Source organism: Nocardioides hungaricus, assembly GCF_054782915.1.
On the sequence record NZ_BAAGRO010000066.1, the window covers coordinates 19,898 to 32,127 of the forward strand.

Consider the following 12,230-nt stretch of genomic DNA (forward strand, 5'->3'; position numbering starts at 1 on the left):
CATCACGCTGCCGCACCCTGAGAATGAACAAGGACTGCCCATGGTTGAGAGTGCACCCGAGGCACCGCTGTCGCCGACGACAGATGCGGCCCTGGGTGATCGGGAACTGATCGAGGCCTTGGACGCAGAGCGCCAGCGATTGGGCATCCCCGGTGTCGTCGTACACGTCAGTGGTCCGTCGTGGGGCAGTTGCACCCGGGCGCTCGGCGTCCGTGATCTGGCCACCGGCGAGCCCCTCACCGCCGACAGCCGGATGCGGGTGGGCAGCGTCACGAAGATGATCGTTGCGCTCATCATCCTGCGGCTGGTGGACGCCGGAGACCTGTGCTTGGACGATGAGATCCACGATCATCTGCCAGAGCTGTCAGGCCCGCGGGTCCCGCGAGGAGTCACCGTTCGTCGACTCCTCAACATGACCTCGGGTCTGCCCGACTACACCTCAGAGGAGTTCGTGGACGGCTTGCTCGTCGAACCGGACCGAGTCTGGACTCCCTCCGAGTTGCTCGAGGTGGCCTTCTCAGGCTCGCAGGAGTTCGCGCCCGGTACGTCGTGGGCCTACTGCAACGCCGGCTACATCATGCTGGGGATGCTCATCGAGCGCCTGAGCAATGCCCGGGTCGAGGACGTCGCTCGCCGGCTGGTCTTTGACCCCCTCGGCATGCATGCGACCGAACTGCCGCCGCTCACGCACGGTGTCTCGACCCTGCCGGACCCGAGCTTGCGCGGATACCACCGCCAGGTCGACGAGCTCATCGACGCGACGCGCATCAACCCATCCTGGGCCTGGACAGCCGGCAACGCCGTGTCCACCGCGAGCGACCTCAGACTGCTCGTCGAGGCCTCGGCGCGCGGCGACCTGCTCCAGGAGCAGACCCACCGTGAACGCATGCGCACCCAGCCGGTGCCCGAGACCACTCTGGGCTACGGCCTCGGGATCGCGAACTTCGACGGGGTGTGGGGCCACAACGGCGAACAACCTGGCTTCCAGTCGTTCGCCGGCCATGACCCGGTGACCGCGACGACCATCGTCGTCCTCACCAACCTCGACGACCACTCCGCGGACACCCTCGCCACCTTCCTACGCACCCGGCTCGCCGATGTCTCCGACTCATGAGCACAGTGCCAAGACAACAACCGAGGGTCTTGTTCTCGATTGCCTGCCCGGCCGCCCGTGACCGCGGCAAGCGGCGCCGGTTAGCGCAAGCGCCGAACGCCACCACCCCGGCCGAGGTCCACACCGGCGTCAGGTTCGTGCCGGCGGCACGATCGTTGTTGAGGAGTAGAGCATCGACACCGGGCGCGTAGCAGCGTCGAACGACGCCGCCGCACCACTTGCGCCCGTCCCACTGAGGCCCCACGGCTCGTGGATCATGTTGACTCCCCCGTACTGCCACTCGTTGATCCACACCAGAGCAGCGTTGATCTCCGTGCATCGCCGCAGGTTTTCAGGATTCGAGGAATAGACGGTGGCGGCGAGTCCGAAGCTCGTGGCGTTGGCCAGATCGATGGCGTCGGCGAAGGACTCGACCACGGTGACGGGGGCAACGGGACCAAAGGTCTCCTCCTTCATGATCCGCATGTCGGAGGTGACCCCGGTCAGAACCGTCGCGGGGTAGAAGAACCCGGGGCGGTTTGGTTGCTCGCCTCCGCAGAGCACCGTGGCCCCCCGGTCGACGGCGTCACGGACGTGAGTGTGCACGATCGCTCTCTGGGTGTCGTCGACCATGGGTCCCAGACCGTGGGCGTAGGGGTCGTCGCTCATCGTCCAGGTTTCGGCTTCGGCCACGAGGGCGGCGATGAACTCGTCGGCGACCGCTCGGTGCACGTAGATTCGCTCCGAGGATGTGCAGATCTGTCCGCTGTTGATGAAGGTCGATGTCGCGACTGCCTTGGCGGTGGCGGCCACGTCGACGTCGGCGTCCACCAGGACAGGGTCGTTGCCTCCGAGCTCGAGGATGGCTCGCTGAATACGTGCGGCCGCTGCGATGCCGACGCTGCGGCCCGCCTCCACTGAACCGGTGAAGTGCAGCAGCTTGACGTCCTCGTGCTCGGCCAAGGGCCTGCCGGCCCGTGCGTCGCCCAGGAGAAGGTTCGTCACTCCGGCCGGGAGTTCGAACAGCTCGATGAGCCGGGCCGCGGACAGCGGCGCCTTCTCCGAGGGCTTGATCACCACGGTGTTACCTGTCGACAGCAGGGGGCCGAGGGCTCCCAGGATCGAGGTCACGGTGAAGTTCCAGGGCACGATGAGTGCCACCACACCCAGGGGCTCGCGGACGACGACGGTCCGCCCGGACTCACCCGGGGCGGTGACGTCGGCGATGAACGGATAGGAACGGGCCCGCTCGATGCTGTGCCGAAGCGCGGCGATCCCGCCCGCGATGAACTGCTCGGCGAGCGGAATGGGCTTGCCCATCTCCTGGTTTTCCAGCCCTGCCAGCTCTCGCACATGCCGTTCGACGTTGTCGGCGATCCGGCTCAGGTGGTCCAGGCGGTCTGCGAGGTCGAGCCTGGCCCACCCGGGGTGAGCGCGGCGCGCCGACTCCACGACTGCGGCCGCGTCGACGGCCGATCCGGCAGGGATCTGGGCGACGACCTGTTCGGTGACCGGGTTGACGACGTCACGGTGCTGCGGCTCGGTGGCTTCAGCAGCGGTGCCGTCGATGATGTTGCGCAGGCGCTTCATGTGCTCGCTTCTTCCGGATCGACCTGGGTGCTAGACGCTGTCAAGGAGGCGTCGTCAAGGGAGTGTGCGTGCCACGTGCTCGCCGAGCATCACGCAGGCAAGGTGGGTGTTGGCGCGCGGGACGGAGGGGAAGATCGAGGCGTCGACAACGCGCAGGCCACGGAATCCGAGGACAGTGCACGCCGGGTCGACGACCGTCTCTGGCGCGTTCGGATCTCCCATCCGGCATGTGCTTGTCGCATGCTGGGTGTCGACCACCTGCGCGCGCAGGTAGTCACGCAACCGCGCGGGGGAGTCCAGTGCCTCACGCAGGGCGCCGTTGATCCGCCAGAGGTCGCCGTCGGCGATCTGTGTGAACCCAGGGTGGGTCACCATGTCGCTGAGAAGCCTGATGCCCGCCTCGAGGCGATCGGTGTCGCGCTCGTCGGACAGCATGTTCAACGCCACTCGAGGCTGAGCGCTCGGGTCGGCGCTGTGGAGTTGCAGTGTTCCCCGCGAGTAGGTCCGGTTGACGAACACTCCGACGGCGCCCGCGCCGGCGCGCACGTCGGCTGACGCCATCGCGAGCGCGTTCTGGTTCAGGGCGACCATCATCATGTCGTTGCCGCCCGTCACGGTGCCGCTGCTGTAGCGCACGCAGCAGTTCGTGTGCCGATCGGACGGGCCGGCCGAGGCCGACTCAGTGAGCGGGATGCCGATCAGCGCCATCGGATGGTCCTGGAGCCCGTGGCCCACCGGCAGGTCGCCACGAACCTCGATGCCCAGCCGCCGCAGGTCATCGGCGGGCCCGATGCCCGAGCGCATCAGGATCGAGGGCGACGCCGTGGCGCCCGCGCTCAGCGCGACCTGGCCCGCGTGGAACACCCGACCGTCGGCCAGTCGCACGCCGATGGCCCGGTCGCGCTCGAAGAGCACCGCGTCGACCAGGCTGTCGCCCTGGATCGTGAGACCGGGGTGCTCTCGACGTGGCTCCAGGTAGGCGTCGTGGCACGAGACCCGTTGCTTGTTGGTCGAGTTGATCGGGTAGGGCGAGACGCCCGTCGCACCCGGTGCGTTGACGTCAGGTGCCCAGGGAAAGCCAGATGCGAGCGCCGCCTCGCGAAGCGCCTTGTCGACCGCCCCCCACTCCTCGACCGGGGCCCGGTAGACCGGGATCGGGCCGCCTGTGCCGTGGTAGTGCTCCTCGCCGAACGAATCGTCGGACTCCAGGGCGGCGAAGTCCGCCATCACCTCCGCCGAGGACCATCCGGTGCAGCCGGTGGCGGCCCACTCGTCGAAGTCCTCGATGGGTGGGCGGATCGCGATCTGCCCGTTCACTGTCGAGCTGCCGCCCAGCCCTTTGCCTCGCCAGTACAGGTAGGGCTCCTGGGCCCCGGTTCGGGTGGCCAGGTGGCCCTCCCACAAGAACGTCTGGTAGGTGGAGTCCAGGATCGCGTTCAGAGGGTTCGGCGAGCGCCACGCCTGCGGGAGTCGGGAGGCCACGTAGTCACGGCCCGCCTCGAGCAACAGCACTCGCTGTCCCCTATCGGCGAGCCGCGCCGCGAGTGCCGATCCCGACGAGCCTGCCCCGACCACGATGGTGTCGTAGTTGCGGTGGTTGCCTTGTGTGCCCATCGGTCCTGCTGGTCCCATCCGTCCTGGTCCTCGGTGTCGTTGCTACGTCTCGCCTCTGGGCGGCGTCAGGGAGTGAGGTCGAGCGTGTGAATGGTCAGGTCGCGCAGTGCCGCGGGGATGGGCTCGACACCGAACCCTGGCCCGCTGGGGATCGTCACTTCGCCGTCCTTCATGACGATCGGCTCGGTGATGTCGTGGGCGTAGAACCGGTCCGAGCCCGAGATGTCGCCGGGCAGGGTGAAGCCCGGGAGCCCGGCCAGGGCCGCGTTGGCAGCCCGGCCGATGCCGGTCTCGAGCATGCCGCCGCACCACACGGCGACCCCGTGCGCCAGCGCGAGGTCGTGAATGCGTGCCGCCTCCAGGTAGCCTCCCACGCGTCCGGGTTTGATGTTGATGACGCTGGCCGCTCCCAGGGCGATCGCATCGGCGGCGGACTGCGCGTCGACGATCGACTCGTCCAGGCAGACCGGCGTGACGATCATGCCGGCGAGCAGGGCGTGTTGTCGTAGATCCGCTTCACCCAGCGGCTGTTCGATCAGCAGCAGATCGAAGGGGTCGAGCCGGCGCAGTAGGTGGGCATCGGAGAGACGGTAGGCGGTGTTCGCGTCGACCTGGAGCGCGATGTCGCCGAACCGTTCGCGTACCGCCTTCACCGGCTCGAGGTCCCATCCGGGCTGGATCTTGAGCTTGATGCGCGCATAGCCCTGGTCGACGAAGTCGCCTACCTGGGCGAGCAGGTCGGGGATCGACTTCTCGATGCCGACGCTGACCCCTGACGGCACCGATGTGCGGGTCACCCCGAGGTGCGTCGCGAACGATCGGTTCTGCAGCCGCAGTTCGGCATCGAGGATCGCCATCTCCAAGGCGCCCTTGGCCATGCGGTGACCGACCACGTGCTTGAGTGCCTCACGGATGGTGGCCGCTGACACTGTGTGGGCCGTGGCCTGCCAGGCGAACAGCCCGGGTACGAGGAACCGCTGCAGAACCTCCCGGGCGCCCTCGAGGTACTCCGCGGAGTAGAACGGCTCAGCGAGGGCGACGCACTCCCCCCACCCCGTCACGGTGCCGCCGTGGTGGGAAGCGGTGACCCGGATCAGCAATGGACGGCGCTCGGCCTGAGTGGAGAAGGATGTAGTGAACGGGTGGACCAGCGGCATCCGGACCGTGATGAGCTCGACGCGCTCGACGTGCATTCCTAGATACTCCTTGTCAGGCAGTAGTGACCCCGGCGGTCGAAGTCCACGACCCTCCAGCCTTCGCGCAGTAGCCCGTGGAGCGCCGCTCGTAGGGCGAGCCGCCACGAGATCGCCACCTCGGGCTCCCGACGCCGCAGGTCCTCGATGTCCGAGGGGATCTGGACGGTGCAACGGGTTGCGGTCGCAGCCTGGGCCAGGTCGAGCTGGGGCCGTCCGTCCACGGACCTCAGCACGGCAGAACCTTCGCCGCCGGATGCCTGTGGCATCGTGTCGGCCTGCGTCTCGGGCTGATCGAGGCGCCACGCCACCAGAAGCCGGTCACTGTGCTGACCGTGGTTGAGCCCATCCCCCATCGGTCCGTAGAAGTCGGGCAGGTAGACCTCGACGTCGCAGCCGAGCTTGTGGATGTTGAAGTACGCGTTCCGCGCCACCAGGGGGTCATAGGTCCACGTCATGCGAGAGACGCCACGCTCCAGGCACCAGTCGCGTTGGTGATGCTTGAGCGCCCTGCCCCATCCGGCACCCGCCGCATCCGGTCGTACGCCGGCGATGTGGGAGTGCAGGGCGTTCTCCCGGGGAGGGTAGAAGAACCCGACACAGACCGCCATCAGCTCCTCGCCGCGGAAGCCGCCGGCGACGTAGTTGCCGGCGTGTGCGAACGCGGTGAGGAGCTCGGGGCTGACATGCGACTGGGCGTTGTCGACCTTCCAGATCTGCGCGACCAGCTCGGAGGCCGCCGACATCTCCTCCGGGCCGTGCAGCACCCGAAGATCCATCGGCACGGACAGCGGAGTCGGGCTCGGCGCCTGGGTCTTCACGGGCACTCCGGGCGCAGGAAGCGATATCCGTTGTAGACGCCGCCAGCGACGGGGCGGAACTGCTCCCACCCGGCCAGCTCGGCGGTGGTATAGGCGTAGACGCCCGGGATGTTCGAGGCATGCAGGGCGACCACCTCCGGGTCACCAGCCGTGCTGTCACGCAGGTGTCCCTTGCGGTCCCACAGGCTCAGCCTGACGCCGTTCTCGTCGGAGGTCACCTGGGCGCGATAGCCCGCGCACTCCCAGGTCCCGTCCAGGGGCTCGGGTGGACGTGTCAGGTCGGCCCGGACCCGCGTCGGGGGCAGGCTGCCGTCGATCGAGGAGGTGACGTCGGCGAACAGCTCGCAGAACAGTCCATCGGGTTGACCACCCGTGGTCAACAATGCGACCGCGTAGTTCGTGCCGGGGATCAGACGCAGGTAGGAGCGTTGCCCGATGGTGCCGCCGTCGTGGCCGTATACGAAGGTTCCCTGCCAGTCCTCGAGGAACCAGCCCAGTCCCCACCCCTGGACGGTGGCGACGCTCTGACGCAGATCGACATGCTCGATGGTCATCAACCGTGCGCTCGCCCCTGAGAGCACCCGGACGCCGTCTCGGGTCACCCCTCCGCGCAGCGCCACCTCCGCGAACGTCAGCAGGTCACCGATGCTCGCCACGATCAGGCCGGCGGGCCCCATGGATCGGGTGATCGACCACTCAGGAACCGGGACGGCCTCGTCACCGAGTCCGGTGTGGCCGGTCACAGTCGCGAACTTGGGTGCGTCCTCGCTCAGGGTGATGGTGTGGCGCAGACCCATTGGCTCGATCAGATGGCGCCGTAACACCTGATCCCAGGTCATGTCGCGGAGCACCTCGACGATGCGGCCTGCGATGACGAAGCCGGCATTGCAGTAGGAGAACCGCTCTCCGAGGGGGTGGATGTGGGAGACGGTGGCGAGGTTCTCCACGTAGCGTGCCACGCAGTCGTCTCCTCGTCCGGTGTCGGTGAAGACGTCCCCGTCGATCCCGCTGGTGTGGTTGAGCAGCGCCCGTACCGTCACTGCGGGTGTCTTGTCGTCGGCGAGTGCGAAGTCCGGCAGGAGGTCACGAACCGGGGCGTCGAGATCGAGCAGTCCCTCGTCGACGAGCTGCAGGATGAGCATCGTGGTCCAGACCTTCGTGATCGATCCGATCTGGAAGATCGCCTCATCGTTGACGGGTTCGCGGGTCGAGGCGTTGAGGACCCCGGAGCTGACGATGGTGCGATCGAAGACGGTTCCGCTGCGATCGAGCTGCACGATGCCGAGCTGTGCCCCGACGACCCCGTGCCGCTGGCGGAGGTGGTCCAGGCGGCGATGCCAATAGTGGTCCCCGCGTGGGGCAGGCGACAGGGCGTCCGGCCGGGCGGCGGCACGGGTGTACTGCTCGACCCATTCCACCACGCGGGCGTGGTAGTCAAGGCGGTGATCGATGTTGCCGTCGGCGATGAACAGGTGGCTGCCTCCCGGGTAGGCGACCAGCCGGGTCGGCACGCCCTGGGTGCGCAGTGCAGTGAACCATTGCTGTGCCTGCCCGATGGGGCAGGTGTCGTCGTCGGTGCCGTGCAGCACCAGCGTGGGTGTCCTCACCTGTTCCACGCGTGCGATCGGAGAGCTCTCGATGAGCCGGACCACATCAGTCGGCGCGGCACCTGCGGTCGCGGATGCGAAGAAGCCCTCGGGCAGCAGACGCTGCCCGGCGACGGAGGCGAAGTCGCAGATCAGCCCCCCGGCGACGGCCGCGGCGAACCGGTCGGTGTGAGCGGTGATGGCGCAGGTCGCGACGCCGCCGTAGCTGTAGCCGGTGACGGCGAGCCGTTTCGGGTCCGCGAGTCCTTCGGCGATCAGCTGATCGATCGGCTCGATGAAGTCGGCCAGGTCGACCTGTCCCCAGCCGCCGTCGACTGCTTGGTAGAACTTCTCGCCGTACCCGTCGGATCCGCGGGGGTTCAGGGTGAGGACCCGCCACCCGCGGGCGGCGAGGAGTTGTTGGTACAGGTGGATCTCGTCGGCCACACCGGCCCAGGCGTTGTGCGGTCCGCCATGGATGTCGAGCAGGAGTGGAGCATCGTCGGTGGTGGTCGGCGCGCCCATCACCCAGCCGTGGACGACGGTGCCGTCGCTGATCGTGAACTCTCGCGGCTCCGGTCGATAGAGCACAACGCCAGGAAGGCTGTCGTGCATCAATGAGGTGAGGACCTCGACCTGGCCGGTGACCAGGTCGACCAGCGCGACCTCGGCGAACGCCTCCGGTGTGGTCACGACGATCGCGGCCCGTGGTGCCGCCGTGGCCACCGAGAGCGCCGAGACGACCCGGTGTGGCTCGGCGACGATCGATCGGGCCTCTCCGCCCTTGGGGCCGATGCCGTACAGGTGGGTCCAGCCTCGGTCGCGAAGACAGAACACGATCTCGCTGCCGTCGTGATCGTACGCCGGGTGACCGCCTGGATAGCCGGTCGCGCCCGGCATCACATTGAGGTCCAGCCCGGAGGTGATGTCGGTGTCGGCTCTGGGGTCCTCGAAGAGCCGGAGAAGTCGGGCGTGTCCTGCGGCCATCGTCGGCGATCCGACCGCAACTAGTGATGCGCCGTCCTCATCCCACAGGACCGGTCCGGTGAGCCCGGCGGCCTGTCCGAGCACCTGCATCGCCGCGAGCGGGTCGTCGACCTCGACGACGTATGCGCGGCGCTCGAGAGCGACGTCCGCGCGCTGAGCCATGGCGGCGGTGAAGGCGAGCCGGGATCCGTCCGGTGACCAGGCCGGGGCCTCGGCGTCGTAGTCACCGTCGGTGATCTGCCTGACCTGCCCGGAGTCCAGGTCCAGCACGAAGAGGTGACGGCGGATGCTGCCGATCCAGCCGATTCCGTCAGTCTTCTGGTCGAGCGTGTCGATCACGATCGGCCCAGATTCCCCTCCGACCCTCGGGGCACGGTCCACCGGTGCGGAGAAGGCGACGCGCCGGCCGTCGGCGCTGAGGACTGTTGGCCCGGCGCCGAGTGGCAGGTGGGTCACCTGTCTCGGCTCACCCGTGGGCGGCAGGAGATGCAGTTGGGGGACTCCGTCGACATCGCGCAGGAACATGATGCCGTCGGGGACGATGCGGGGCGCTCGATCAGCAGGACCCTGGGTCAGGGCCTGTGGTCGGGAGTCTCTGGAGACGGTCCACAGCGAGTTCTGCGTGCGGTGGTCGGCCACCTGGCGCCGCGTGAAGACGATCGTTTCCCCGTCCGCCGTGATCGCAGTCTCGGGGACGGTGACGACCCGGCGGACGTCATCGAGACTGAATGGACGGGTGCTCATGTAGCGGCTCCTTCGCCGAGAAGAGGGGCGTCGATCCGGGGGATGGCGCGGACAAGTTCACGTGTGTACGGATGGGTCGGATGGTCGATCACCGTGGTCGCTGGTCCGATCTCGACGGTCTCGCCGTCCTTCATCACGGCGACCTCGTCGCAGAGCTGTCTGACCACGGCAAGGTTGTGGCTGATGAAGAGAACGGTCAGATCGAGGTCGCGCTGGATTCGCATCAGGAGATTCAGTACGGTCCCCTGGACCGAGACATCCAGTGCCGAGGTGATCTCGTCGGCGAGCAGCACCCGCGGCCCGGCGGCAAGTGCGCGCGCGATCGCCACGCGCTGTCGTTGCCCTCCCGAGAGCTGCATGGGCAGGTCGCCAGCGCGGTTGGGGTCGAGCTCGACCCGCTCCAGTAGTGCTGCCACCTCGGCGCGTCGATGAGCACGCGGCGGCCGGGCGGACCGCTCGCGCACCACGAGGGCTTCCTCGATCGAGGCGCCGATGGACATCCGCGGGTTGAGACTGGAGTTGGCGTCCTGGAAGACCATCTGCACCGTACGGCGAACCGTGGCCGCCGCCCCCCGAGCATGGACGACGTCGGTGCCGTCGACCAAGATGCGGCCCGAGTGAGCCTCGTGCAGCCCGACCACGGCACGCGCCAATGTCGACTTGCCCGAGCCGGACTCACCCACCAGGCCGACCGACCGGCCACCCGGGACGGTGAAGCTGACACCCCGGACGACCTCGTCGGCCGAGCGACCGTGTCCGTAGCTGATCCCCACGTTCTCGAAGACCAACTCGCTCACTGGTCTGTCTTCCTGGTGTTGGTGCTCATGCCGAATTGCTCCCCCGCAGCTTCGAGCGGGAACTCGGCTTCCTCGCTGATCGTGGCGAACTCGGTGCCCGGGACGGCGTCCATGTGCGGCACTGCCGCCATCAACGCCTGGGTGTAGGGATGGGATGCGCGGCCGCCGGTGAGGTCCTGCGTGCTCAGGCTCTCCACGATGGCGCCGCGATACATGACCAGAACCCGGCTGCAGAAGGAGGCGACCAAGGAGATGTCGTGGGAGACGAGCACGATGGCCGTCCCATGCTCGCGGTTCACCTCCCGCAGGAGACCCAGGACCTCGCGCTGCACTGTGACGTCGAGCGCAGTCGTCGGCTCGTCGGCGATCACGAGCGCTGGCTCGCCCATGAGTCCCATCGCGATCATCGCCCGTTGCCGCATACCGCCGGAGAACTCGTGGGGATACTGGCTTGCCCGGCGCTCCGGCTCCGAGATCCGCACCGCCGCCAATCGGTCGACTGCGCGCTGGCGTGCCCGGCGGCGGCTCAGGCCGCCGTGCAGGACACCGATCTCGGCGACCTGGGCTCCCACATGCAGGCTCGGGTTGAGCGAGGTGGAGGGGTCTTGGAAGACGAACGCCAGTCGTGTGCCGAGCTTTCGGGCAAGCTGCTTGGAACGTGACCGACCGGGCACCTGCCCGTTGACGACGAACTCCTTGTCGTCGAACTGCAGCGAGGAAGCCGAGACGTGAAGCGGCTCCTCGAGAAGCGACGCGACCGCCATACAGGTCAGCGACTTCCCCGAGCCGGACTCACCGACGATGCCGACGATCTCGCCGCGTCCGACGTCGAAGCTGGCTCCGCGTACCGGCGTTGCCCATCCACCCCCTCGGGGAGCGTCGACTCGTAGGTCCCGCACCCGCAGCACGGGATCTTCTGCGACCTGGAGCGCCGGCGCCGGCGCCGGCGAGGAGCGTGCCTTCCGGCGGCGGTGGCGTGAGGAGCGATGCAGGCCGAACACGCGGGCCAGCAGTTCGCCGGTGAGGGCGAAGGTCACCCCGGTGAACACGATGGCGGCGGCGAGGCCGAGGGAGGGCGCCGCGTTCACGTAGATCGCATCCAAGCTCTCATTGAGCATGCGACCCCAGTCGTAGTCGGGGGCCTGGACGCCCAGGCCCAGGAACGACAGTCCGGTCGCGGACACCAACGCGGTGCCGGCACCGATGCTGGCGTTGACGATGAGCGGGTCACGCACGTTGGGAAGGACGTGTCGTGTCAGGATCCGCAGTCGGTTCACGCCCAGGATGCGCGCAGCTGCGACGAAGTCACGCCCAGAGACCGACGCAGCGAGGGTTTGGGTCAGCCGTGCGTAGGACGGCGCCATAGCCAGCCCGATCGCCAGTGTGACACCGAGCGTTCCCACACCGACGACAATCGAGACGACGATCGCGAGCAGGAGAGCCGGGAAGGCGAGGGAGACGCCGATGACGCTGTTGATCACCCGGCCCAGCCGCTGCGGCGCGACCGTGGGCACCAAGCCGACCACCACGCCCACCGATACGCCCAGTGCGGTCGCCAGCACCGCCGTGACCACCGAGAGCCGGGTTGCGGTCAGCACCCGTGCGAGGACGTCGCGCCCACCTGCGTCGGTGCCCAGGAGGTGCTCGGCGCTCGGCTTCGCCGACAGCTGGGTCAGGTCGGCCTCGCGTGCCAGGTCCCCCCACAGGACCGGACCGAAGACGACGAAGAACACGACGACCGTCAACGCTGCCACAGAGAAGAGACCGACGGGAGAACGCAGCGCGGACAGCCACCCGCGACCCGC

General features: G+C 68.1%; 8 protein-coding genes. 1 reads left to right on the forward strand and 7 read right to left on the reverse strand.

The window, feature by feature from the left end; translation table 11 throughout:
• Positions 1-40: 40 nt before the first annotated feature.
• Complete coding sequence (locus ACYVKX_RS22325; protein WP_460835898.1) at positions 41-1,114, forward strand: serine hydrolase domain-containing protein; 1,074 nt, start codon at positions 41-43, stop codon at positions 1,112-1,114.
• Positions 1,115-1,243: 129 nt separating this feature from the next.
• On the opposite strand, the gene ACYVKX_RS22330 is transcribed toward ACYVKX_RS22325, so the two are convergent.
• The 7 genes from ACYVKX_RS22330 to ACYVKX_RS22360 form a co-directional block, all read right to left on the reverse strand.
• Positions 1,244-2,683 carry an aldehyde dehydrogenase family protein gene (locus ACYVKX_RS22330; RefSeq protein ID WP_460835899.1) on the reverse strand — a complete coding sequence of 480 codons (1,440 nt, stop codon included), beginning with the start codon at positions 2,681-2,683 and terminating at the stop codon, positions 1,244-1,246.
• Positions 2,684-2,737: 54 nt separating this feature from the next.
• A complete protein-coding gene (locus ACYVKX_RS22335; protein ID WP_460835900.1) occupies positions 2,738-4,297 on the reverse strand; it encodes a GMC family oxidoreductase in 1,560 nt (519 codons plus the stop codon).
• 65 nt (positions 4,298-4,362) lie between these two features.
• Positions 4,363-5,490: an o-succinylbenzoate synthase gene (menC, locus tag ACYVKX_RS22340; RefSeq protein ID WP_460835901.1), complete on the reverse strand. Its 1,128-nt coding sequence runs from the start codon at positions 5,488-5,490 to the stop codon at positions 4,363-4,365.
• Positions 5,491-5,492: 2 nt separating this feature from the next.
• Positions 5,493-6,311, reverse strand: a complete 819-nt coding sequence (locus ACYVKX_RS22345; protein WP_460835902.1) for a GNAT family N-acetyltransferase — start codon at positions 6,309-6,311, stop codon at positions 5,493-5,495.
• Complete coding sequence (locus ACYVKX_RS22350; protein WP_460835903.1) at positions 6,308-9,628, reverse strand: serine hydrolase; 3,321 nt, start codon at positions 9,626-9,628, stop codon at positions 6,308-6,310. The genes ACYVKX_RS22345 and ACYVKX_RS22350 overlap by 4 nt, the downstream gene beginning before the upstream one ends.
• On the reverse strand, positions 9,625-10,425 hold the full coding sequence (locus ACYVKX_RS22355) for an ABC transporter ATP-binding protein (RefSeq protein WP_460835904.1): 801 nt from the start codon (positions 10,423-10,425) through the stop codon (positions 9,625-9,627). Before ACYVKX_RS22355 ends, ACYVKX_RS22350 begins: the two co-directional genes overlap by 4 nt.
• Positions 10,422-12,023, reverse strand: coding sequence for a dipeptide/oligopeptide/nickel ABC transporter permease/ATP-binding protein (locus tag ACYVKX_RS22360; protein ID WP_460835905.1), 1,602 nt, complete (start codon positions 12,021-12,023; stop codon positions 10,422-10,424). The genes ACYVKX_RS22355 and ACYVKX_RS22360 overlap by 4 nt, the downstream gene beginning before the upstream one ends.
• Positions 12,024-12,230: the final 207 nt, after the last annotated feature.